Source organism: Cuneatibacter sp. NSJ-177, assembly GCF_022867805.1.
In the GTDB taxonomy this organism is placed as follows: Bacteria; Bacillota; Clostridia; order Lachnospirales; family Lachnospiraceae; genus Pseudolachnospira.
The window spans coordinates 21,271-44,695 of record NZ_JALIFO010000012.1; the positions used below are offsets into that span (position 1 = coordinate 21,271).

Below are 23,425 nucleotides of genomic sequence, written 5' to 3' on the forward strand. Positions count from 1 at the left end.
AAAGGAGGAAGAAACATGAAGAAAACATTGGTTTGGCTCTTATCCGCCCTCTTGCTTGCAAGCGCGTCCGCCTGCGGCGGCGGCAGCGGAACCACAACTGCGGCGGCCCAGGCGGGAACCCAGGCCCAAAGCGGCGCGGAGGCCACAAAAGGCAGCGCTGTCGCGCCGTCCGGGGAATCCAAAAAGCTGCTCTACGTCCACGGGGCCAGCGACACCTCGATTCTCCAGGAAACTGCCGTCCACTTCAAAGAACTGTTGGAGGAAAAAACAGGCGGCCGCTACACCGTGGAGATCCACCCCAACTTTGAGCTGGGCTCCCTGACGGAAAGTGTAGAGATGATCAAAGCGGGCGAAGTACAGCTCTCCGGCGTCTGCCTCGGCTCCTACTATTCGCCGAAACTGGCCTTCATTGACCTGCCCAACGCCGTTCCCAGCATTGAGGCCGCCTACAAGCTGTACACGGAAACCGAATTCCGCCCGCAGATCAACGACATTATGAGGGAACAGGGCATCGAGCTTCTCTCCTTCGGCGCCGTGTATTTCCGGGAAATGAGCAGCAACGTGCCGGTCCACGGTGTGGAGGATATCGCAGGCATCAACATTCGTACCCTGGAGAATTCCCTGCACACGGCCTACTGGTCGGCGCTGGGCGCAAATCCTTCGCCTCTCCCCTGGTCGGAAACCTACATTGCCCTCCAGCAGGGTCTGGTGGATGCGGAGGAAAATCCGCTGGATTCCATTGTCGGCTCTAAGCTGTATGAGGTCCAGAAATACATCATCAACACCAACCATATCGTTTACACGGCCCCGGTCATGGTGAATGGCGCATTCTTTGACAGCCTCTCTGAGGAAGATCAAGCCATTTTCGAAGAATGCGGAAAGCTGACGGAGCAGTACGCCTATGAATACGCGAGAGATTATGAAAGCACGCTGAAAACCCAGCTGGAAGAGCAGGGAATGGAATTTATCGACCTCTCCGACGACGTGCTGAATCAGATGAAAGAGAAAGCCTCCAGCGTATATGACACGGTCCGGGGACAGATCGGCGACGAGACCATGGACGCGTTCTTGGCAGCCATTGAGGCGGTAACGAAGTAAAACTTTCGCTTTATCGGATGAGGCCTTCTGTATCTCCTGCCGTCCGGCAGCGGATCCGGAGGGTCTCTGCCCTCTTTCGTTTTAAAGTTTCGGACGGCGAAAAGGATTATTCCAGAAACGTCTGCGGTCACATCGATCACTAATTTGTCATTTTTTATTCACATTCTCTTTCCTTTTCATTGCTCTGATTTTCACTTTTCTTTGGTATGATAGAAAAGAAGTTGAGGATACTAATGGACAACCAGACAAAAAAGGAGGCACTCATGAAAAAACTAATCCTGATTCTGCTGCCCGTTTTCGCGATAGGCAGTTATCTGTTCCTTTCCCGGAAAAACGGAGAAGCTACGTTCTGACACAGAATCCACGAAAAGAATGTGAATCGTTCCAAGCAACTGGCGCTTTTAAGCGGCAGTTGCTTTTTTTGTATCAAAGGAAAATGTGCTAACGCGGCGCATTTGCAACGCAGAAATTTTCAGGTCAAAATTCTCTTTTATATGGAAGGGAGATTCTCATCCATCTCTTATTAAGCCATAGTCAATCCGTTATCCATCGCAGATTCTGCCCCTAAGGGACAAACGGAAAAGAGAATGGATGCCTTTGTCCTGTAAAGAGCGGCCCTTCCTGTTATAAGAATAATCTATAAGACCTTTTTGCTATGTATTTGTAGATTTCTCTCTCTCATGGTAAAATTTTTCTAAAAGGAGGATTTCATCATGAAAGAAATTGACTTTTCTCCGCTCCACGACTGGTTCATTGAAGCGGACGACGGCTCCATTCAGCGGGCGGACGAGCCCTATTTCAAAGCCAGACTCCGGGCGCCCGGAACCTGGCAGATCACAACCGCCGGGGATTACATCTATCTGGTGGAGGGCGAAAAGGAAGCCCTGGTCATCGATACCGGCAACGGCTGCGGCAACCTCCGCGAAATGTGCCGGAAGCTGACCGATAAGCCCATCCGGCGCGCCGCCAACACCCACGAACACTTCGACCACACCGTTGGCAACTGCTATTTTGACGAGGTCTATATGACCCAGGCGTGCAAAGACGCCGTCACCAGTCCGGATTATCGATATGCGTATCTCAATGATCTGGATATCCCCCGCGATTACCCGATCCATGTGGTTTCCGACGGGGATATCATCGACCTGGGCGGCCGGGAGCTGGAAGTCTTTGCCGTGCCGGATCACGCGGCTGGCAGCATGATGCTCTTGGACCGGAAAAACCGGCTTCTTTTCTCCGGCGATGAGCTGGGAACTCCTGCCTACAAGGAAGTGCGCACCACCGTAGAAGCCTACGCAAGAAACGTGGCCCGGCTGTATGAGCACATCGAAGAGATCGACTGGATCTTCGGCGGCGGCTTCGTATACGATCACATGATCCTCTACCGACAGATGCAGTGCCTGAATCAAATATTAAAGGGCAGCGAGGCGCAGGTCTACTACGCCCCCAAACCCATCATGCCCGACCCGGATCCGGAAGGCCGCATGGTGATTCCCCGCCGGGTGCCGAACCCCTATGATTTTTATAAACACAAAAAACCCGATACGGGAAGCCGGCGGATCATGACCTACGCTTACTGCAGTATCATCTACGAGCACGACCGGGTCTTTGACCAGAAATCCTGACCGATCGGATCCCAGCCGGACCTTTCCTGTACCGGCTGACGCGTCAAGAGGGCTGCCAGGGGAGATGAGTGATTCCCTTCTCCCCTGGCAGCCCTCTTTTGGACGCGCAAGCCCCTGAAAATCCAGCCGCTATAGCCGGTCGATGATGGTTTCCGTGACAAGCCGCTTTAATTCTCCAAGCCTCCTGCCAACCTGGGCGTTCATGCCGATGACAATCCCCCTGGACGGGAGAACGATCGTGTTCTGCCCGCCGATCCCGGCAAAACGGTAGCCGTCGTCCACCGGAAATTTCCAGATCAGATAGCCGTAACCGCAGTCCCAGGGATCCCGGATTGGCGTATCAATCTGCTTTTTTGTGGATTCCCTTATCCAGCCGGTGGGAAGGAGCGTTTTCCCTTCCCATACGCCCTCCTGACAGTAAAGCAGGCCTAGTTTTACCATATCCGAGGTTTTTAAAAACAATCCGGCATCGCCGTAACTATGGCCCCGCAGATCGGACTGCCACCTGGGATAAGGGATTCCCATCGGCTTGAGCAGCCGATGGTAGACGTAATTCTGCAAGGTCATTCCCACCGCCCGTTCCACACAGCGGGCCGCGATATCCGCCTCACAGTTGGAATAGGCAAAGCTTTCTCCCGGTTCCTCCTCAAAGGGCTCCGACAAAATCCGCTCTAAAAGATCCATCGGATTTCCGGCCCGATCCTTTGGCAGATGGGCCAGCTGATACTCCGGGTCGTCCCGCATCGGTCCAAAGAGAAGTTCACTTTTTTGGCCGGAGGACATGGTAAGCACGTGGCGGAGGGTCAGCCTCTTAAACCGAGGATCCGGGTTTATCTCTTGATAATCCGGAAAAAGCTCCACAATCCGGTCGGAGAGCATCAGTTTCCCCTCGGAGACGGCAAGCCCCACTGCTGCGCTGGTAAAGCATTTGGTATGGGACCAGATGTTGACCGGTTCGTCTTCCTTCCAGCGGTATTGATCCCGCAGGGCTCCCCCTTCGTAGATCTCGATTCCGAAGATATTAAGGTTTTCCTCGGCCGCCCTCTCCACAAAAGGAGCTAAAAAACTGGATTCTTTCATATTTTCTCCTTTTCCTGGGATACCGTCAGCCAAATACCGGAAATACCAATTCCGCGCAGACTGCCGTAATCACGCAGAGAACGAGCAGCAAGGGTAAGGTCCATTTCAGCACTTTGGCCGGATTGTACTCGCCCAGCGCAAAGGCAAAGGCGCAGGTGGTGCTGCCGGTCGGAAAACAAAACGCGTAGCCTGCTGCAATGGAGACGCAGCAGATCAGTCCTCTGGGATCCATGCCCGCCGATACGGCCATGGCAGCCACCAGCGGGATCAGTACGCCGCGGCAGCCTGAGTTGGACAGGAACGTAGTCATAACCGCCGTAAACAGGCAGACGATCAGCATGATCAAAAAGCCGTTGTCCGTCCAGCTGATCAGAGAGTACAAAGCTCCGCCGATGGCGTCGGCCGCTCCGGTGCTGGTCAGGGCAGCGGTGATCCCCATAATACCGGCCAGCATCCAGATCGTGTCGGAGCATACGTTCTGGGTGATTTCCTTGGGAGTCAATACCTTTGTCAGGCCCAGGACCACCAGGCCCAGGCCAGGAATGAGAAACATTAACTGACCGAAGTATTTGTTCAGGATCAGTACCAGAACTACACAGAGAAAGATTGCATACACCAGCCACTCTTTCCATTTGGGCAGCTCTCCCCTTTTAATTTTGGAGGACATGTCATCGTTGATGGTCAGCGAACGTTTCGGCAGCTTTTTCCAGACCCAGCAGGCATAGACAATCACGAGGATCGCCGGCAGGATACGGACTTTAAACATGTCCCCAAACACCAGCATCTGTTCTGCGGAAACAATATTTTCTATGTAAGCGTTTGCCTGAAAATCCTGGGTAGCGCCCATACCGATGGGGATACAGGTCTCCCAGCAGACATTGATCATCAGCATGGGAAGAATAATGCGGGACGGGGTCACCTCGCTTTTATCACCGAGAGACCCTAAGAAAGTAGAAAACATTACCATCAGAACCATGCCGGGCAGCACCAGCAGCATCACGACGAACAGCAGAGAAAGGGTAATCATCAAAACAATATCCCTCTTCCCGGCCATCACACCGATGAAGTCCTTAACCCGAAACGCCAGGCTGGTCTTTTGGAGGGCTGCGCTGAGGCCAAACATGGAGGCAACCATGATCACATTGGAGTGGGAAAGCCCGCTGAACGCCTCCGAGATGGGGGAGACGCCGGTTACTGCCAGCAAAAAACAGCAGAGCATAGCGGAGAGGCCAAAAGGCATCTTAGGCACCATGAACAAGACTGCCATCAATACGGTAATGGCGATAGTAATCTGCATAGGGGTCATTTTTTGTACGCCGCTTCCATGATCAGGAAGCATACTCCTTTCTCATTTGATACGATTATTTTATAAAAATATCCCCTAAAATTCATCAGCCAATCCTGCTTTTTCAGGACCGGAATTTCGATATGTTTCCGGTCTTTTGCAGTATGTGATCAGCCGATCCTGCTTTTTCAGTTTTTTCTCCTGCTTTCCGTGAGAAAACCTCTGCTTCGGGACGGCAAGAAAGGAATCTTATGAATGAATTTAACCAGACCAAACCTGCTCCGTTTGCCATAAGTTCCATGTCCTACAAGCCTGCCCCCATCACCTGGGGCTCCCGGATCCACTATCATGACTTTTTAGAGACCGCCGTTGTACTGAATGGAAACGGATTATTTACCACTCATGACCATACGATATCCGTACAGAAGGGTGATATTCTCCTGTCGCCGCCCGGCCAATATCACTGCTTGTACCCAGCCTCCCAAGATTTAGAGTACTGCACCGCCACACTTCTTCCCGGCTCCGGTTTCCTGTTAAAGGAGCGGAAACGCCCGACCGCTTCCCTGACCCACGCCGGAGCTTACACTTCCCAACTGGTGCAGTTGGCGCGGCTGGTTTTTTCGCTTCACAAAGAAGCGCCGGTTCAGGGCCGAGATACCTGCTATTCCTGCGCCTCCTCCCTGGTCTATCTGATGTCACTGCTTTTTTCGCAGGAATCACGGCCCATTATAAACGATTCCGGCATCCGTCAGGAAGCCACAGTCCTTCACCAAATTTATCATTATATCTCCGACCACCTGGAGGAGAAGATTACATTAGACTCTCTGGGAAGAATGTTTGCCGTCAGCCCTTCCCATTTGAGCCATCAGTTTTCCGCAGAATTCGGGATCTCTCCCATCGATCTGGCGATCCAGTCCCGGATTATCTACAGCACGGTGGACCTGATTCTCTCCAATCGGACCGTGGAAGAGATTGCATTTCGTTCCGGTTTTGACAGCGCCACCGGCTATATCCGCCAGTTTAAAAAGAAAATCGGCCAGACACCAGCGGATTTTCGAAAGAAAAACCGCTCCCACCTGATTCACTTTTGATTCAGAAGGATTTTCCCTCAAAGAGAATTTGGTTCTGCTATATTTTGCGGCAAATGCGTCCTGAACAAGAAAGAATTTCGCAAAGCGAAATTCTGCGCCGCAAATGCGTCGCGTCAGCGACATCTTCCTTTGCATTTGCGTGTGCATCCATAGCGGAGCGTTTTTTTGTTTCATAGGGAATTCCAAAGGAATTTCCTATGAAATAAAAAAAGAACCTGGCTAAAGCAGATTCCACAAAGCATTTCTTTTTCTCTTATCTCTTGTCGGAAAACGCCTTCGGCACCTCTCCGATCCCGGAAAGCACCAGTCTCGGCCGGTACGGAAAACGGCCAATTTCTTCTCTGGATGTGACTCCGGACAGCACCAGCACCGTATCCATGCCGGATTCAATGCCCGCCACGATATCCGTATCCATCCGGTCACCGATCATCACCGCTTCCTCTGAATGCACGCCGAGAATCCGGATGCCGGTCCGCATCATCAACGGATTGGGCTTGCCCACATAATAGGCTTCTTTCCCGGTGGCCCGCTCAATAGGCGCGATCAGGCTCCGGCAAGCCGGGATAATCCCGAATTCCGTCGGTCCCGTCAGGTCCGTGTTGGTCCCGATCAGCTTGGCCCCCGCCATGGTCAGGCGCACAGCCTTTACAATGTCGTCGTAATGGTAATCATTGTCCTCGCCAACAATCACATACTCCGGCTCTTTCTCCGTGAAAGCAACCCCTTCCGCGCTTAATGCCTCCTTCAGTCCTCCAGCCCCGATCACAAAAGCGGTCGCATGCTCCGACTGGGAGCGGATAAACCGGGCGGTCGCCAGTGCGCTGGTATAAAAGTGGACAGCGTCCACCTCCAGTCCCATTTTCGCCAGCTTTTTTTGCAGGCCCTCCGGCGTCAGCTGGCTGGAATTCGTCAGGAACAGGAAATGCTTGTTTTCCCGGTACAGCCAATCCAGAAATTCCTTGGTGCCGGGCAGAAGACGGCTGCCGTGATAAATCACGCCGTCCATATCACAGATAAATCCACGTTTTGTCTTTTTTGCTTCGATCAAATTTCTCCTCCTTTTTTCCATATGCCTCTAGTATCGCAGAGAAATGTAAAATCAGAGGGATCCTTATTGTAAAGCTTCTGTAAAATCCAAAATATTTCTTATTCCGCCCGGCTGTCATAAAAATAGAGCCGCCGGTTTCTGACCGCCCCGGCGGCTCACAGTGAAAAATCAATTCTCAAGGCTTACATCTACCGCAGGGCTCATACCCCTCTGCGATCAGTTCTTCCCGGCTCCCCTGAAATTCCGAGTAATTGTCCACAGCAATTGTCTTTGCGCTGTCGCAGCTTGGCAGGTGGAATTTCTTAGACCGGGTGTTCAGCACATAATCCGCATCTGCGGACACCTCCGTAACCGTCTCAAACGTGGCCGCAGGTTCCGGCTCTTTTTCGCCGGTCCGGCGGGAAGCGCTGGGGCCGGTGCTCCAGACAATGTCTTTGCCGTCGCAGAGGGCTACCACCGTGCCCTGTTCATCGGTCCGGAAAATTTCTGCCCCCTGGGCGTCCAGGCGCTCCAAAGTCTGGGCTGTGGGGTGGCCGTAGTCATTCCCCTGGCCGCAGCTGATCACCGCATATTTCGGATTCACTCTTTTTAAAAACTCGGTGCCGGTGGCCGTCGAACTGCCGTGGTGGCCGACCTGGTACACGTCCGCCGACAAATCCTGGCCGCTCTCGCACAAATCCTCCTCAGCCTCGGTCTCGGCGTCCCCGGTGAACAGGAAAGTGCAGTCCCCATACGTCACCTTCAGGGCGATGGACCAATTATTCAGCTCATCCCCGTAATCCGTGATCGGTCCCAATATCTGAAAGCTGGCGCCGCCCAGATCATATTGCTGTCCGATAACCGGCCGCGTGATTGGCACATTCTTTTTTTCCGCCGCGTGCAGAACGTCTTGGAAAGAGCGGGTCTCTGTCTCTACCTGGGGCAGAAACAGAGTCTCCGGCGGCCAGATACCGATGACCGCATCCATGGATCCGATGTGATCCTCGTGGGGATGGGTTCCAATCGCATATTTGAGCTCTTTGATCCCTTGTTCATTGAAATAATCCTTGATCGTATTGGCGTCGGCATTGTTCCCGGCGTCGATCACCATGGCCTCGCCGTCACAGACAAGAAGCGTGCAGTCCGCCTGACCGACATCCAGAAAATGGACCTCCAGCGTCCCATCCTTCGGCGTGGACGAAGGCCCCTTTGTGGCCCCGGCCGATTCATCTCCGGCGCTTGATTCTGCTCCGGCGGCCGCCTGCGTGCCTGTAGCCTTAGTTTCTGCCTCCTGTGTTTCTGTGACCTGGTTCTGCGCTGCGGAGGTTTGCGTATCGCCCTGAGAAAGGTTCCCTCCACAGGAAACGGCCATTGACGCCGTAAGGAGCAGGACTCCCAAGAAACGTACAACAGCCGTAAATGAAAACGATTTCTTTTCTTTCATCATATCTTCCTATTTTTCTTTAATGTAATACCTTGGATAAGAAGTCTCTCAACCGGTCGTTTTTCGGATTCTCGAAAAACTCCATCGGGCGATTTTCTTCCTTCACGATTCCTTCGTCGATAAACAGCACACGGGTGGCTACTTCTTTGGCAAAGCCCATCTCATGGGTTACCACGACCATTGTCATGCCGTCCTCTGCCAGTTCCTTCATCAGTTCCAGCACTTCTCCTACCATCTCCGGGTCCAGCGCGGAAGTAGGCTCGTCAAAAAGCATAACCTTTGGGTTCATGGCCAGGGCCCGCGCAATCGCAACTCGCTGCTGCTGGCCACCAGAGAGCTGTCCCGGATAGGCGTTCGCCTTCTCCGGCAGGCCGATCCGATCCAAAAGCCGCTTTGACAGCTCATCAGCCTCCTGCTGACTAATCCCTTTCAGCTTAATCGGTGCCAGCGTAATATTCTGCTTGACGGTCTTATGGGGAAACAGATTAAACTGCTGAAATACCATTCCCATCTGCTGGCGCAGCTTGTTGATATCGCAGGACGGGTCCGTGATATTGACCCCTTCAAAGATCACCTCGCCGCCGGTAGGCTCCTCCAACAGGTTCAGACAGCGGAGGAAGGTGGACTTTCCGGAGCCCGAAGGACCGATCACCACAACTTTTTCCCCTTTTTCAATGTGCTGGTCAATCCCGCAGAGAACCTGATGGTCCCCAAATGCTTTCTGTAAATTTTTAGTGATGATCACCCTGACTCAGCCTCCTCTCAAAAATTCCCATCACTTTGGTCAAGATCAGCGTGATAATCAAATAGATAACCGCTGCGATGACCATCGGAGGTATGATATCCCAGGTCCGGGACCCGACATATTGAGCCATTTTCGTCAGGTCGTTTACGGCAATGACGCTGATGACAGAAGTCTCCTTCACCATGACGATAAACTCGTTGCCCAGAGCTGGCAGAATGTTCTTTACTGCCTGGGGCAGGATAATGTAACGCATGGTCTGAATATAGTGGAAACCGAGGGACCGGCCCGCCTCCATCTGACCGCGGGGAACCGATTCGATTCCCGCCCGGATGATCTCCGCCACATAGGCGCCGGAGTTAATGCCGAAACATACGGTACCGACAATAATTTTATTTGTATCCGGGGAGGTGAAAATCAGGTTGTAAATGATCAGCACCTGTACAATGACAGGGGTGCCTCTGATCACGGTTGTATAGAACGTCCCCACTTTCGCCAAGAAACGCAACAGTGGGTTTTTACTGTTCCGGCCGCCGACTTTCAGCACAGCCACAACCATACCAATGATCACGCCAAGCAAAACCGCAAAGAACGCAATCAGCAGCGTCATCTTTAACCCGCTCAAGTAGGCCAGATAACGCTGCTCAGGCACCAGCGCATTATAAAAGCTTTCGTACAGTGTATTCAGCCATTCCATCTGTCTTCTTCTCCCTCTTCGAGGAAAGAAGAGGGCGCCGCAAAGGCAGCTCCCTCTGTCTCCTCTTCTTTCCTATGCAGTGATTTCATCGATCGATTTGCCTCCGGCAAATCCCTTATGCCACTGCCGGTCAGATCCCTTGATTGTGTTTCAATCCTGGGAATCTTATTTCGCCGTGCTGTGGCTGGCAATGATCTCATCCAGCTTTCCGGTATCCTTCAGCTCCTGGATCACAACATTGATCGCAGCTTGCAGATCGGAATTTCCCTTCTGTACCGCGATGGCATACTGATCCACAAACAACGGATCGCCTTCCAGGATCGCCAGAGCGCCGCCGCTGGATTCCACCAGCTCCTTGGCGGGCAGTTCATCCATAACGATGCAGTCGATCTTTCCGTTCTTCAGATCCTCGGCAGCCTGAGCAAATTTCGTATAACGAATGATTTCCTTCGGAGCAGTATTTTCCGTATTGGAAACCCACAGATCCGCAATATTTCCCTGCTGAACGCCTACCGTTTTGTCCTTCAGCGCTTCGCCGGTCGGCTCGCTGAGAGCCGGGGATGCCGCGTTCACCACAACCACTTCGGTCGAGTCCACATAGTTATCGGAGAAATCCATCACCTTGGAACGCTCAGGATCAATCGATACACCGGCAGCCACGATATCTACCTTGCCCTGCTGCACCGCAGCCAGAGCGCCGTCAAAATCCATATTCTGAATTTCCAGCTCCAGGCCCATCTTGTCTGCAATCGCCTTCGCAAGATCCATGTCCACGCCGACCACCTGGTCGCCGGACAGATATTCATAAGGAGCAAAACCAGCCTCGGTTCCGACAATCAGCTTGCCGTCGGAAACCGTCTTCACACTGGAAAAGTCCACTGCTGCCGTCGTAGCGGCCGCTGTGGTACCCGCAGCCGTGGTCGCTGCCTCCGTATTCTTATCTGCCGCCGTCGTCGCTGCCTCTGTCGAAGGGGCCGCTGTCGTAGCCGCAGCCGTCGTCGGGTTTGAACTGGAACCGCAGGCCGTCATGGACAGAGCCATCACTCCTGCCAACATTGCTGCTGCAAATTTTTTCATAACTTTTTCCTCCAATTTTGTCGTGCCATCTATGAATAAATATAAATAGAAATGGCTTTTGATTTATATTTTATCAGCTTTTGCCAAAAAGGCAAGCATTAATTTCTATTTCAGGCGGAAAATTGATCCAATCTGCTGTTTCCCGCCCCACCATTGCCGGAACCGCCCCTAAAACCCGGTGCTTCTCCCTTTTTCAGCGTTCTCAGCGTGATCTTGCCTATGGGGAAATCGTCTCCCTTTACCCATTCATATAGCAGCCAAGAAATTGCTGTCGGGGCTATCTTTCGAAAGCCGTTCTTTGTACAGCTGCTTGTGGATCCATCGTCCAAAGAAATTACCGAAGAAAAAGGAGGGTGCATCATCATGCACCCTCCCCCGTAACAAAGGCGAAAGATTAGCCTCTGTAGTAGTTGATCAGACATCCAGCTTTGATGATATCTCTCTCAGCGTCGGTCAGATCGCCAAGCTTCACAACGAATTCGGTCAGGGCGCCGTTCTTCACAGCATAAGCCTTGATCTCTTCCGCCTTCTCCTCGATCGCCTTGCGGATGCCAGGGATAAATACGTAGTCGCCAAGAGCGAAAGGAAGCTCCTTATCGTCGCCGTCATACAGGAAAGGCATCATGCCCCAGTTGATCAGGTTGGAACGATATCTCTTGGTTGCATACTCATGAGCAATGTTCGCCCAGCCGCCCAGTACTTTCTGACAGGAAGCAGCCTGCTCACGTGCGGAGCCGTCGCCAGGCTTCACAGCGTAGATTGTGGAACCGATCGCGGTGTTCATCGGATCTACGTTCGGGAACTGCTTCTGAACTGCTTCATAGGCAGCCTTAAATCCAGCGTCTTCCATGGGGCTGGTGCCAGCCTGACGGGCCTTCTCAACCGCCTGCACTTCCTTAGCGTTCGGAACGTAGTTGGGATCCTTACGGCTCAGAGCGAACTCAGCCAGGCCCAGAGGGTTGGAACGGAAGGAAGAGGTCTCGCCGGACGGGATCAGCTCGTCGGTGGTGGTAACCGGATCATGGATCTCGGAAACAACCTTCAGCATCACATCGTCGGTCAGAGCAGTCATTGCCGGCCAAGGCTTGATGTTCGGGCCTTCCAGCAGTTCCACTTCCGGATGAGCAACACCCTTGCTGTCGTATACACGATTCTCATAGATGGTGCTGTCGAAGTGGTACTGGTAAGGCTTGAAGCCCTCAAATCCTTCTGCGCTGGTCAGGAAGCCCTTGTTGGCAGCGGTAGCTGCGATGGAGCGGGCGTCCATAAGAGCAACGGAAGCGATCTGGCCGTTCTGTACCTTGGAACCTTCACGGTTCGGGAAGTTACGGGTCGCGTGACGGATGGAGAACGCATTGTTCGCCGGGGTATCGCCAGCGCCGAAGCAAGGGCCGCAGAATGCGGTCTTCAGGATCGCACCGGTCTCAAGCAGCGTAGCCGCGGCACCGTTCTTGATGATCTCCATGTAGATCGGAGTGGAAGCCGGATATACGCTCAGGGTGAACTTATCGGAGCCAATGTATTTGCCCTTCAGGATATCGGTAGCCGCCATGATGTTCTCAAAGCCGCCGCCGGCGCAGCCAGCGATCAGGCCCTGCTCCACATAGAGCTTGCCGTCCACAACCTTATCCTGCAGAGAGTACTGAACCTTGTCGCCAAAGCTTACTTTTGCTCTCTCCTCGGTCTCGTGGAGAATGTCCTTCAGGTTTGCATTCACTTCGTCAATGGTGTAAGCCATGCTCGGATGGAAAGGCATAGCGATCATAGGCTTGATCTCGTCCAGGTTGATCTCTACAACGCCGTCGTAGTAGGTAACCGCAGCCGGATTCAGCTCAGCATACTCTTCGCTTCTGCCGTGAATGTCGTACCACTCTTTGATCTTGTCGTCGGTTCTCCAGATGGAGGACAGGCAGGTGGTCTCGGTGGTCATAACATCGATGCCAATACGGAAGTCAGCAGACAGGTTGGAGATGCCAGGGCCTACGAACTCCATTACTTTATTCTTAACATAGCCGCACTTAAACACCTTGCCGATGATTGCCAAAGCTACGTCCTGAGGGCCTACACCTACGCGAGGCTTGCCGGTCATGTAGATCGCAACTACCGGAGGCATCTTAACATCGTATGTACGGCCGCACAGCTGCTTCGCCAGCTCACCGCCGCCTTCGCCGACAGCCATGGTACCCAGGGCGCCGTAACGGGTGTGAGAGTCGGAACCCAGAATCATCTTGCCACAGCCTGCCATCATTTCTCTGGCATACTGATGGATAACCGCCTGATGAGGGGGTACATAAACTCCGCCGTATTTCTGAGCGGCAGTCAGACCAAACATATGGTCATCTTCGTTGATCGTTCCGCCTACAGCACACAGGCTGTTGTGGCAGTTGGTCAGAACGTAGGTCAGAGGGAACTCGGTCATACCCGAAGCTCTTGCGGTCTGGATGATACCTACGAACGTAATGTCATGAGAGGTCATCTTGTCGAATTTGATCTTCAGATCTTTGTCATTGCCGGAAGTATTATGGCTGGTCAGAATGCTGTAAGCCATCGTTCCCTTCTTTGCAGCCTCCTTGTCCGGAGCGCTGCCGGTCTTCGCGGCAACGGCCTGGGCGACATCTCCCGTGTCCTCTACGAGGTCCACGCCATTGATGAGATACGCACCGTTCTCGTACAATTTCATTGGTTTATCCTCCTTCTTTACCGCCTGTTACCTCGGCGATAGATATATTCATTATTATACAAAAACCTCAAGAAGTCAAGAAGTCTGACAGAAAAATTGAGCAAAATATAACGAATAACTTTTCGTCTTGGTTTTCCTAACTTTTTTTCCGCTATGCCTTGTGAAAAGTAGCTTTTTTAAGGTTTCAGCCTTCCCCTTAAGCAGGTGGATCCGGCAGGTTTTTCTGTTTCTGGCAGAAAGTCTCTTTCATTTAGTTTTTGTATATCTACAAAGCATTTCTGCATATATTTATTCTTATGCTCCTCCGCCGCTCCATAAATAACGGCGCTTACCCGGCTGCGCTGTTTCTCGCCGCCTGCAGCATAATCGCGCACTCCATGCGCTTGCGGAATAGCTCGCATCCGTACTCATAGGTACCAAGAACGCTTCCCGCCGCGTGGTAGGCATTGGCTGCGCAGCCGCCGCTGCAATAGAGCCTTGCCCAGCAGTCCCGGCATTCCGGACGGGCATAGGCGTTGCAGAGCTTAAACTCCTCCTGCCTCTCCCGATTCTCAATTCCCTTCCAAACGTCGCCGAGGCTGTACTTGGAGTCCCCGACAAACTGATGGCAGGGATAGAGCTCGCCCCACGGAGTAACCGCCAGATATTCGGTGCCGGAACCGCAGCCGGAAATCCGCTTGTAGATGCAGGGACCGTGTTCCAGATCAATCATGTAATGATAGAAGGTGAAAGGTCTTCCCTCTTTTTCGCGCTTTAACATCTCCTCCGCCAGAATCTCATACTGCCGGAACAAAACCGGAAGGTCCTCCTCGGTCAGAGCATAGGGCTCTCCGGGGGCACAGACCACCGGCTCCATAGAAAGCTCCGTGAACCCCAGATCCGCCATGTGAAACAAATCCTTGGTAAATTCCACGTTATTATGGGTGAACGTGCCGCGGACATAGTAATTCCGATTCCCGCGCCGCTTCACAAATTCCTGGAATTTTGGCACGATGATCTCGTAGCTTCCCTGGCCGCTGATGGTCTTCCTCAGCCGGTTATGGGTTTCCGGCAGACCGTCCAGGCTGAGAACCACGTTGTGCATTTCCCGGTTGGCAAAGTCCATCACCTCTTCATTTAAAAGCAGGCCGTTGGTGGTCAGCGTGAAGCGGAAATTCTTCCCCGCCTCTTTCTCAACACTCCTGGCATAGGCCACCAGATCCTTGACGACCTCCCAGTTCATCAGAGGTTCCCCTCCGAAAAAGTCCACTTCCAGGTTCCGGCGGCTCCCGGAATTTTCAATCAGAAAATCCAGGGCCCGTTTTCCCACCTCAAAACTCATCAGCGCCCGGTCCCCGTGATACTTGCCCTGGCTGGCAAAGCAGTATTCACAAGTCAGGTTGCAGGTGTGGGCTACGTGGAGGCAGAGGGCTTTCACGTCGGTCTTCCGGTTCTTCAAGTCAAAGGCCTGTCCGGCGTAAATATCCTCCGTGAACAGCTTTCCCTCCGCTTTCAGTTCCTCGATATCGGCAAGGCATTCCCGGATTTCTGCCTCGTCGACGTCTTCTCTTTCACCGTATTTTTCCATCATTTTGGACACGATCTCATCGGCGGAGGCATTCTCGTAGAGGTTGATGATGTCAAAAGCCACCTCGTCCACCACATGAACCGATCCGCTGCACACGTCCAGTACAATATGATATCCGTTTAACTGATAGGAATGAATCAATGGTTTTCTCCTTTTATTATAGAAAAAGTGCGCCTCCTTCACGGAGCGTCTTTGTTTCTCGGAAACAAAGAGACTGCTGCGGGCCCGGATCCCTCGATGGCTCCGGCACCGGCAGCAGCCTGGTTTTTCTCACAGGAACCTTTGCGTCCTATGAAATGATACCCGTTTAGGATGTACGAAAACGGAACTTACTTGCTGGCCTTCTCGCAGGGCTGATTGGCAACGCCGCAGGAAGTCTTGCAAGCAGACTGACAGGAAGTCTGGCACTCTCCACATCCGCCGGTCTTCTTGCTGGACGCCAGATCACGGGTCGCAAGAGTCTGAATTCTCTTCATATTCGTTCACTCCTTTTCTATGGAATTCCTGTATAAATAAAATCAATACATGCAAGGTTATGTTACCATTTCGCGGAAAAACTGTCAACACGAATTTCCTTCCCTCTCATCCGTTACATACAACAAGCCTTTTGATATCCCTCCGTAGGTGCTGGAAAGTTCTACCCCGCGCTCCTCCATTTCCCTCCATCCCTCCGCAATTTCCGGTGAGATCACCTCTCCGGGAACAATCATGGGGATTCCCGGCGGGTAACACCAGACATATTCCGCGGAGGTCCGGCCGGCAGCGCTTTTTAGAGCAATCGGTGTTTTTGCCTTCCCCTTGACTTCCCAGCTGAACGCTTCCCGGAGGGGGAGACCGGCGGCCGGCCTTTCGATCGCCGGGAGGATCCCTTCTGACGGCAGCCGTTCTAAAGCCCAAAGAGCCTCCGCCAGCCGGTCAAAAGCTTCCTCCGTATCGCACAGGGAAGTCATGGCAAGCCCATATCCGCCCAAAGCCATTTCCAGCTCAATCTGATACCGGCCCCGCATCCTCTTCATCAGTTCCGGTCCCGTCATTCCGGCTTTCCGGCAGCCGATCAAAAGCTTGCTCCGATCCCAGCCCCAAAACCCCCTTTCTCTCTCGTCTCCCCTTTGCCGCAGCCCCCAAATGTCTATACGGGAAAGCCCGGAGAGGCGCTGATCCAGACGATCCAGTCTTTTCCCATATGCCTCGAACAATTCCTCTCCCTGCTCCTCCAGCAGCCTTACGCAGCTGTCTATGGATGCCATTAATAAATAAGAAGGGCTGCTGGTTTCAAAAATGGACAGCTCGCGGGCCAAGGCCTCTTCGTCCGCCCTTTCCCCACAGACATGAACCGCCGCTGTCTGTGTCAGGCTGGGCAATGTTTTGTGCAGGCTCTGAACCACGACATCCGCCCCCGCCCTTACGGCGCCGCCGGGAAAACGGCTGGAAAACCCCAGGTGGGCTCCATGAGCTTCATCCACCATAAGCGGGATCCCGTTCCGGTGAAGAACCGCGGAAATCGAGGCGATATCACTGATCACCCCCTCATAAGTCGGCGATGTCAGCACCGCCAGGCGGATCTTCGGATGGGCTTTGATCAATGCCTCCACGGCCTCCGGCCTTATGCTTCCCGCAATTCCGGTCTCCCCATCCACACCCGGCATCAAATACACTGGTTTTAACTGGTTTACTTCCACCGCATGGTACACGGATTTATGGCAGTTTCTGGCCATCAAAATCTCATCCCCAGGGCGAGTCAGGCTCCGGATCCCGGCGAGAATCCCACAAGTGCTCCCATTCACTAAAAAAAAGGAGCGGCGGCTCCCCCAGAGAAGGGCCATCCGCTCCATGCCATCTTTCAAGATCCCTTCGGCGCCGTGCAGGTTGTCGAAACCATCGATCTCCGTCACATCCATCCTGGCAAACGGCTCCATCCAAGAAAACGGGCTGTTTCTTTTATGGCCCGGCATGTGCATCGGACAGGCGCCGCTCTGCCCGTATTGTAGTAATTTTTCCGCCAAGGAAACCATTTCCATCGCATTTTCTCCTATATTTCGACTTTTCCCTGTAAAGTTTTCCACAAAATTCAAAGTTTGGTTTATATTTTTCCACATAAGCGGACAAAACTACCACCATATTGTGGATACTTTTGCCGAAAACGCAGGGATCTGGGGAAAACGTTATTCCGCTGTGCTCCGCAGATATTTTTATTCCGCTCCTCCGTCGCTCCATAAAAACGGCGGGAAGTCCGAACTCCGCTCCGCTCCGTTTGGACAAAAATATCTGCTCCGCAGATATTTTTCATTCTTCCTCTTCCGCCAGGGAAAATACCAGGCGTGCCCGGAACAGATCCCCTTCCAGATAAATCTCAAAGGTTCCTTTCAACAGCTCCGTGATGCTCTTGGCAATGGACAGGCCAAGTCCGCTTCCTTCCGTAGTCCTGGATACGTCTCCCCGGATAAACCGCTCCGTCAATTCCTCCGGCGCAATATTCAGGGGGTCCGCCGAAATATTTTTCATCGTAAAGATTGCCTTGTGGGAGGTCTCTTTTAGGTCAATGTAGACACGAGTTCCCGGCATCGCATATTTACAGACATTGTTGTACAGATTTTCCAGCACGCGGAACAGCAGGCGGCCGTCTGTCCGGATCAGGACCGGCACATTCTCCATCGTTGTAATCTCTTTCAATCCGGAGGCGTCAAACCTTTCTTGGAATTCACCGTTCATCTGATTGATCATCTGGACAAAATTGATGGTCTCCCAATTCACCGATACATTGCCGGAGCTCGCTTTGCTGGCTTCCACCAGATCCTCCGTCAGATTCCGGAGACGCTGCGCTTTCTGCTCCAGGACATTCAGATATCCCTGGACCCGCTCTCCCGGCAGATGTTCCCGCTTCAGCAGATCCACATAGTTGATGATAGAAGTCAGCGGCGTCCGGAGGTCGTGGGACACATTGGCAATCAGATCGGTCCGCATTCTTTCGCTCTTTGTCTGCTCCACCAGAGCGCGGGACAAACCTTCCCCGATCTCATTCACGGATTCCGAGAGAACCCGTTCACTGCCGTTCATGCCGTTGGTATCAATTTTCGCTTCCAGCTTTCCTTCGGAAATTTTCTTCACCACGCCGGCGATCTTCTCCCGATGAAAGGCCTTTCGGATTGCCTGAATAAAAAAGACAAGATTTAACAGGATAAAGCCGCCGAAGCAAATCACTCCCACCAGATTGATCTGTAAGCTGCTCCACCTTCCCTCATACAGCTTTAGACGGTTCTGCTGAATATACAAGATGGAACCGATCACAAAAAGTGTATTTAAGACCACATATCCGAGGAAACCCAACGCCGCATAGATTGCATGGCTTCCGTTTTGCCCCGTCCCCCGGAACAGCATTCCAATGCTGCGGGAAATCCGGTTCAAAATACTGGCCTTCCTCAAATCTTGGGTTCGGGTACGCCGGAAGAAGCTGAATATTGCCCATAAAATAGGCACATAAGCCAAAATGAATACCAGAAGCCCTCCGATGATGTCAACCGAATACGACATCAGAAAACCATTATAGATACTGGCCCCCGCCCAAACAGCCGCGGCGGCCGGTATCAGACAGACAAAGAGCGCGGCCTCCAGATACCAGGTGTCGAACGGTTTCTTTTCCTTCCCAATGGTCTGGAAAAGTCCGGTCAGAGAAAGCCCCCAGACGATCAGCGCCAAGACAGCGGCTATCAGCAGAAGGATCAAAAAAATCTGAATCTGGCGGAAATTCCTGAGGCCCTCCCGGAAGCCATCATTGGCTGGAAAATTGGTGTCGACAGCGGCTACAATCTCAAAGGTCCCGCCGTCAAAAATCCCATATTTCGCAATATTCTGGTATACGGAAGTTGCCGTGTCGCTGGATAGACGGTAGCTTAAAAAGGAGTCTTCCGAGGTCACATTAAAAAACTTACCGAATCCCAGCAGATCATTGGAGGTTCCGTTTGAGGACATGTTGGTGGATACCACAGGTTCTCCGTCCAAATTGGTAAACACAAACCGGTAATAAAAGTTGCAGGGGTCGCCGTTAATCCCCAGATGGCGCTGAAGATTGTAATATTCCGCCAACTGGTAAAGAAGTTCCAAGAGCATGGATTTTTCTGCGGAGGAGGCTTCATTGGTCAAGATTTCCTTCCATAGCTCATTATCCTCCGCCTTAATCTCAACTTCTTCCAGTGTGGAATCCGTGGACTGCTCTCCATCCGCAGCGACGGTGGTTTCATCGGTGCTCAGTTCCTCAGAAAAATTTTGAAGATCCTGAAGCGACACTTTTTCCGAGCCCACCACCAGCCGTTTATCCTTATCAAAGCTCAGCCCGATGGACGCGCCAAATTCAACGGCATCTTGGAGATTCAGCATGGTCTGGCTGTTTTCACTGGTTTTATGAATCGCTACGGTCTTGGAAAAATCCAACTGCCCGTTGGTCTCCAGCTTTTGTTTTAAGTCGGTATAGCGAAGCGCCCGGTCCACGTTCTGAAAAAATTGGTATTCAAAGTCGTCGGTTTCCTGAAAGCCTTCCTGATTGATAATATAAGGAAAATAGGAATTCCGTGACAACGAATACAGGCAAAAAACACCCCCCGCCAAAAGAGCGACGCAGAGCATATGAATCAGCCAATAACCTTTTCTCGGCAGCTTCGCAATACGCATAAAACTCCCCTTCTCATCTAAATTTTTTCTACTTTATATCCAATCCCCCAGACCACCTTTAAATACTGAGGATCCTTGGGGTTAATCTCAATCTTTTCCCGGATATGACGGATATGTACGGCTACAGTGTTGTCCACGCCGATGGCTTCTTCATTCCAGATATTTTCATAGATCTGCTCGATCGAATAAACCTTACCGGCATTCTTCACAAGGAAAAGAAGAATATTGTACTCCATCGGAGTCAGCCGGATGACCTCGCCCTCCACGGTGACTTCTTTTTTCTCATCGTCGATCATCAGACCGCCGGTCCGGTAAACGGAGTCTCTGTTCTCCACAATAGTCCCCAGCTTTGTATAGCGGCGCAGCTGGGATTTCACTCGCGCCACCAATTCCAGAGGGCTGAAGGGCTTGGTCATATAATCATCGGCGCCGATATTCAGCCCCAATATTTTATCTGCATCCTCCGACTTGGCGGAAAGGATGATAATCGGAATACTGCTCTCCTCCCGGATTTTCAAGGTGGCACGGATCCCATCTAATTTCGGCATCATAATATCGATAATCAGAAGCTGGACCTCTTCCTTTCGGAGAATATCCAGGGCCTCAATGCCATCGTATGCTTTTAATACCCGGTAATTTTCCTGCGTCAGATAGATGTCGATTGCTTCCACAATTTCCTTGTCATCGTCGCAAACTAAGATCGTCTCCAATTCTTTCCTCCTCATTCCGGTATTTGGATTCTACCGGATAAATGTTAATATCTGCGAGCTGCATTCTTAAATTTCTTTTAAACCGCGCAAACGCTAAAGAAATTATACGCTATTTCCCGATGAATCGCAAGACAATCAGGCGCAATCCGATTTCCATAGATTCCTAATGGGAGAGCGAAGGAAAAGTTTTTCCAAGAGCGAAATATGCCTCTTTAGTGGAGCGGTTTTTATTTCATGGAGAATTCAAGGAAATTTTGCTATGAAACAAAAACCGGGAATGCCTCCGATAAAAGGATTTCTCCCTCACCGGCGGCACTCCCGATTAACATCATATATGGGTCAATGATCCATTTCTTTTTCGACTCTTTCCACTTCCGCTTTTACTTCTTTCAACAAGTCGGGAATCGATAGCTTTTGCGGACAGTGGTCCATACATTGGCCACACTCCACACAGTTCTGTGCCTGATGATCTTTACCCAGAAGCTGATAGGAATTCGTCAGGCCAAACCCATGATTTGAGATCTTGTACGCATTATAAATGGCAAAGACACGCGGGATATCGACGCCCGACGGACATTCCATACAGTAGCGGCAGCCCGTGCATGGGATGGCGCCCGACCTCTTATATTCCATCAACGCTGACTGCAAAAGACTCTCTTCCTGCTCTGAAAGAGGAACAAAATTGCAGACCGTACGAAGATTGTCCTCCACCTGATCCATAGCCGACATACCGCTGAGAACCGTCATCACGCCGGGCTTCGATGCGGCGAAACGGATGCCCCAGGAAGCGATACTTTGATCCGGGCGGGCAGTCTTCAAAAGCTCCGTTCCTTTTTCTCCAAGGTTGGTCAAAGAGCCGCCTCTTAATGGTTCCATCACAACTACAGGAAGACCGGCTTCCTCCAAAATTTGATACTGACGGTCCGCGTGCTGTAAATCCCAATCCAAGTAATTCAGCTGAATCTGCGCAAATTCCCAGGGATGAACCGCCAACATTTTCTCCAAAGCTTCTGGGGTATCGTGGAAGGAGAATCCCAGGTGGCGGATCTGTCCTTTCTCCTGACGGGCTTTTAGCTTTTCATAAGTACGGAACTCCTCCATCTTTGGTATACGCTCCGCATTCATGGAATGAACCAAATAATAATCAAAATAGGTGACGCCGCAGCGCCGCAGCTGTTCGTCAAAATAGGAATCCACTTCCTCTTCCTTTTCCAGCATCCAAAGGGGAAGTTTATCCGCAAGAAAATAGGAATCGCGCGGATATTTTTTCAGGATCCCCCCTAAAATCTCCTCGGCTTTTTCCCCGTGATAAGGATAGGCTGTATCATAGTAGTTGACCCCATTTTTCATGGCGAGATCAATCATCTCTTCTGTAGCAGAGATATCCACCTCCGTGGTCCCTTCGATCAAAGGAAATCTCATTCCCCCAAAACCAAGCAGAGAAACCGAGTCTCCCAGCTTTGCAAACGTTCTTTTCTCCATTCCATCTTCCTCCTGGAAACAGCCTATCAGCCTTTTCCTTCATTATATTATTAGGGGTATGATCGGTCAAGAGAATTTTAGGTCAGGTTATTAAACGAAAACTTATTTACCAGAACCAAGGAGATATACGGCTAATATTTTCTCATAAAATAAATAATCCACTTCACTGCATGTCAAATTATGGTATTGAATACCAATCTAAAATAACAACAGTTCACACCTGTTTTTCTCCAGTAATCCACATTTTTTCGTTTATATTTCCTCATTTTGTGGAAAACTTTATTTTCTTATCCTCAAAATTGTGCTCAATCCGTCTTTAAATTACATAAATTTTCTTGTCGTTTTATTGTTTTAACCCTTCTTATTACCAGCGGATCAGGCAAAAAAAGACTGCCGCAACCTAAGTTACAGCAGCCTTTCCGCCTGATTTGTGCTTCGGCTAAAGCGAAGCGCTATTCAATTTTAGACATAAGAAAGTGCCCAGAGCCGGAATCGAACCAGCGACACGAGGATTTTCAGTCCTCTGCTCTACCAACTGAGCTATCTGGGCACATGAGTAGCGGGGACAGGATTTGAACCTGCGACCTTTGGGTTATGAGCCCAACGAGCTTCCGGACTGCTCCACCCCGCGTTATTAAGTTTGAGTGGGGGAAGGTGGATTCGAACCACCGAAAGCACAGCTAACAGATTTACAGTCTGCCCCCTTTGGCCACTCGGGAATTCCCCCATATATGATATGCAATTTGGTAAGCCGATGATCGGACTCGAACCGATAACCTGCTGATTACAAATCAGCTGCTCTGCCAATTGAGCCACATCGGCATATGACCGAATTCGACCGGCTGGAATCTACAAGACGTAGAAAATGGAACCTATAGGGCTCGAACCTATGACCCTCTGCTTGTAAGGCAGATGCTCTCCCAGCTGAGCTAAGATTCCACATAATAGTATAAAAGCGACCCGGATGGGACTCGAACCCACGACCTCCGCCGTGACAGGGCGGCGCTCTAACCAACTGAGCCACCGGGCCTCATTACACCTTCAAAACTGCACACCGAAAAGTTTCTAACATCCTTTTTCCATTCCTTACTTTTGAGGTCAAGCCCTCGACCGATTAGTAGCAGTCAGCTCCATACATTACTGCACTTCCACCTCTGC

Annotated in this window: 17 protein-coding genes and 6 tRNA genes; 3 read left to right on the plus strand and 20 right to left on the minus strand. The window is 51.5% G+C overall.

Annotated elements, in window-relative coordinates:
• The first annotated feature begins 15 nt into the window (after window positions 1-15).
• Window positions 16-1,098 (plus strand): TRAP transporter substrate-binding protein, encoded by a 1,083-nt coding sequence (locus MUB23_RS16065; protein ID WP_244801768.1) that lies wholly within the window; start codon window positions 16-18, stop codon window positions 1,096-1,098.
• Between the two features lie 713 nt (window positions 1,099-1,811).
• Window positions 1,812-2,723 (plus strand): MBL fold metallo-hydrolase, encoded by a 912-nt coding sequence (locus MUB23_RS16070; RefSeq protein WP_244801770.1) that lies wholly within the window; start codon window positions 1,812-1,814, stop codon window positions 2,721-2,723.
• A gap of 129 nt (window positions 2,724-2,852) precedes the next feature.
• On the opposite strand, the gene MUB23_RS16075 is transcribed toward MUB23_RS16070, so the two are convergent.
• On the minus strand, window positions 2,853-3,803 hold the full coding sequence (locus MUB23_RS16075; protein WP_244801772.1) for a serine hydrolase domain-containing protein: 951 nt from the start codon (window positions 3,801-3,803) through the stop codon (window positions 2,853-2,855).
• Window positions 3,804-3,828: 25 nt separating this feature from the next.
• Complete coding sequence (locus MUB23_RS16080) at window positions 3,829-5,142, minus strand: SLC13 family permease (RefSeq protein ID WP_244801774.1); 1,314 nt, start codon at window positions 5,140-5,142, stop codon at window positions 3,829-3,831.
• Window positions 5,143-5,339: 197 nt separating this feature from the next.
• Between MUB23_RS16080 and MUB23_RS16085 the strand changes: the two genes are divergently transcribed.
• A complete protein-coding gene (locus tag MUB23_RS16085; protein ID WP_244801776.1) occupies window positions 5,340-6,179 on the plus strand; it encodes an AraC family transcriptional regulator in 840 nt (279 codons plus the stop codon).
• Window positions 6,180-6,432: 253 nt separating this feature from the next.
• Here MUB23_RS16085 and MUB23_RS16090 read toward each other — a convergent pair whose 3' ends face one another.
• From MUB23_RS16090 to MUB23_RS16175, 18 genes are all read right to left on the minus strand, one after another.
• On the minus strand, window positions 6,433-7,227 hold the full coding sequence (locus MUB23_RS16090) for an HAD-IIA family hydrolase (RefSeq protein ID WP_330641915.1): 795 nt from the start codon (window positions 7,225-7,227) through the stop codon (window positions 6,433-6,435).
• Window positions 7,228-7,402: 175 nt separating this feature from the next.
• Complete coding sequence (locus MUB23_RS16095) at window positions 7,403-8,650, minus strand: ComEC/Rec2 family competence protein (protein WP_244801778.1); 1,248 nt, start codon at window positions 8,648-8,650, stop codon at window positions 7,403-7,405.
• Between the two features lie 19 nt (window positions 8,651-8,669).
• Window positions 8,670-9,395 carry an amino acid ABC transporter ATP-binding protein gene (locus MUB23_RS16100; RefSeq protein WP_244801780.1) on the minus strand — a complete coding sequence of 242 codons (726 nt, stop codon included), beginning with the start codon at window positions 9,393-9,395 and terminating at the stop codon, window positions 8,670-8,672.
• Window positions 9,382-10,089 carry an amino acid ABC transporter permease gene (locus MUB23_RS16105; protein WP_244801781.1) on the minus strand — a complete coding sequence of 236 codons (708 nt, stop codon included), beginning with the start codon at window positions 10,087-10,089 and terminating at the stop codon, window positions 9,382-9,384. Before MUB23_RS16105 ends, MUB23_RS16100 begins: the two co-directional genes overlap by 14 nt.
• Before the next feature lie 165 nt (window positions 10,090-10,254).
• On the minus strand, window positions 10,255-11,166 hold the full coding sequence (locus MUB23_RS16110) for an ABC transporter substrate-binding protein (protein ID WP_244801783.1): 912 nt from the start codon (window positions 11,164-11,166) through the stop codon (window positions 10,255-10,257).
• Between the two features lie 394 nt (window positions 11,167-11,560).
• On the minus strand, window positions 11,561-13,846 hold the full coding sequence (locus MUB23_RS16115) for a hydratase (RefSeq protein WP_244801785.1): 2,286 nt from the start codon (window positions 13,844-13,846) through the stop codon (window positions 11,561-11,563).
• 328 nt (window positions 13,847-14,174) lie between these two features.
• Entirely contained in the window at window positions 14,175-15,554 is a 1,380-nt protein-coding gene (gene scfB, locus MUB23_RS16120) for a thioether cross-link-forming SCIFF peptide maturase (RefSeq protein ID WP_244801786.1), read from the minus strand.
• A 188-nt stretch (window positions 15,555-15,742) separates the two neighbouring features.
• On the minus strand, window positions 15,743-15,889 hold the full coding sequence (gene scfA / locus MUB23_RS16125) for a six-cysteine ranthipeptide SCIFF (protein ID WP_244801787.1): 147 nt from the start codon (window positions 15,887-15,889) through the stop codon (window positions 15,743-15,745).
• 84 nt (window positions 15,890-15,973) lie between these two features.
• Window positions 15,974-17,431, minus strand: a complete 1,458-nt coding sequence (locus MUB23_RS16130) for an aminotransferase class I/II-fold pyridoxal phosphate-dependent enzyme (protein ID WP_244801788.1) — start codon at window positions 17,429-17,431, stop codon at window positions 15,974-15,976.
• 265 nt (window positions 17,432-17,696) lie between these two features.
• The gene (locus MUB23_RS16135; protein ID WP_244801789.1) at window positions 17,697-20,075 is read right to left on the minus strand and encodes a sensor histidine kinase; all 2,379 of its coding nucleotides are present in this window, start codon (window positions 20,073-20,075) and stop codon (window positions 17,697-17,699) included.
• Between the two features lie 17 nt (window positions 20,076-20,092).
• Entirely contained in the window at window positions 20,093-20,785 is a 693-nt protein-coding gene (locus MUB23_RS16140) for a response regulator transcription factor (RefSeq protein ID WP_244801790.1), read from the minus strand.
• Window positions 20,786-21,124: 339 nt separating this feature from the next.
• Window positions 21,125-22,267 carry an aldo/keto reductase gene (locus tag MUB23_RS16145; RefSeq protein ID WP_244801791.1) on the minus strand — a complete coding sequence of 381 codons (1,143 nt, stop codon included), beginning with the start codon at window positions 22,265-22,267 and terminating at the stop codon, window positions 21,125-21,127.
• A gap of 477 nt (window positions 22,268-22,744) precedes the next feature.
• Window positions 22,745-22,817: transfer RNA gene (locus MUB23_RS16150), tRNA-Phe, on the minus strand.
• 7 nt (window positions 22,818-22,824) lie between these two features.
• Window positions 22,825-22,898, minus strand: a tRNA-Met gene (locus MUB23_RS16155).
• Between the two features lie 14 nt (window positions 22,899-22,912).
• Window positions 22,913-22,994, minus strand: a tRNA-Tyr gene (locus MUB23_RS16160).
• Window positions 22,995-23,016: 22 nt separating this feature from the next.
• Window positions 23,017-23,089: transfer RNA gene (locus MUB23_RS16165), tRNA-Thr, on the minus strand.
• A 44-nt stretch (window positions 23,090-23,133) separates the two neighbouring features.
• A tRNA-Val gene (locus MUB23_RS16170) sits at window positions 23,134-23,206 on the minus strand.
• Window positions 23,207-23,223: 17 nt separating this feature from the next.
• Window positions 23,224-23,297: transfer RNA gene (locus tag MUB23_RS16175), tRNA-Asp, on the minus strand.
• Window positions 23,298-23,425 lie beyond the last annotated feature (128 nt).

Excerpts from the sequence above, each read along its gene's own strand:
- MUB23_RS16105 (WP_244801781.1), bottom strand. The coding sequence starts at position 10,089 with ATGGAATGGCTGAATACACTGTACGAAAGCTTTTATAATGCGCTGGTG.
- scfA (WP_244801787.1), bottom strand. The coding sequence starts at position 15,889 with ATGAAGAGAATTCAGACTCTTGCGACCCGTGATCTGGCGTCCAGCAAG.
- MUB23_RS16115 (WP_244801785.1), bottom strand. The coding sequence starts at position 13,846 with ATGAAATTGTACGAGAACGGTGCGTATCTCATCAATGGCGTGGACCTC.
- MUB23_RS16065 (WP_244801768.1), top strand. The coding sequence starts at position 16 with ATGAAGAAAACATTGGTTTGGCTCTTATCCGCCCTCTTGCTTGCAAGC.
- MUB23_RS16095 (WP_244801778.1), bottom strand. The coding sequence starts at position 8,650 with ATGAAAGAAAAGAAATCGTTTTCATTTACGGCTGTTGTACGTTTCTTG.
- MUB23_RS16075 (WP_244801772.1), bottom strand. The coding sequence starts at position 3,803 with ATGAAAGAATCCAGTTTTTTAGCTCCTTTTGTGGAGAGGGCGGCCGAG.
- MUB23_RS16070 (WP_244801770.1), top strand. The coding sequence starts at position 1,812 with ATGAAAGAAATTGACTTTTCTCCGCTCCACGACTGGTTCATTGAAGCG.
- MUB23_RS16135 (WP_244801789.1), bottom strand. The coding sequence starts at position 20,075 with ATGCGTATTGCGAAGCTGCCGAGAAAAGGTTATTGGCTGATTCATATG.
- MUB23_RS16080 (WP_244801774.1), bottom strand. The coding sequence starts at position 5,142 with ATGCTTCCTGATCATGGAAGCGGCGTACAAAAAATGACCCCTATGCAG.
- MUB23_RS16085 (WP_244801776.1), top strand. The coding sequence starts at position 5,340 with ATGAATGAATTTAACCAGACCAAACCTGCTCCGTTTGCCATAAGTTCC.
- MUB23_RS16145 (WP_244801791.1), bottom strand. The coding sequence starts at position 22,267 with ATGGAGAAAAGAACGTTTGCAAAGCTGGGAGACTCGGTTTCTCTGCTT.
- MUB23_RS16110 (WP_244801783.1), bottom strand. The coding sequence starts at position 11,166 with ATGAAAAAATTTGCAGCAGCAATGTTGGCAGGAGTGATGGCTCTGTCC.
- MUB23_RS16130 (WP_244801788.1), bottom strand. The coding sequence starts at position 17,431 with ATGGAAATGGTTTCCTTGGCGGAAAAATTACTACAATACGGGCAGAGC.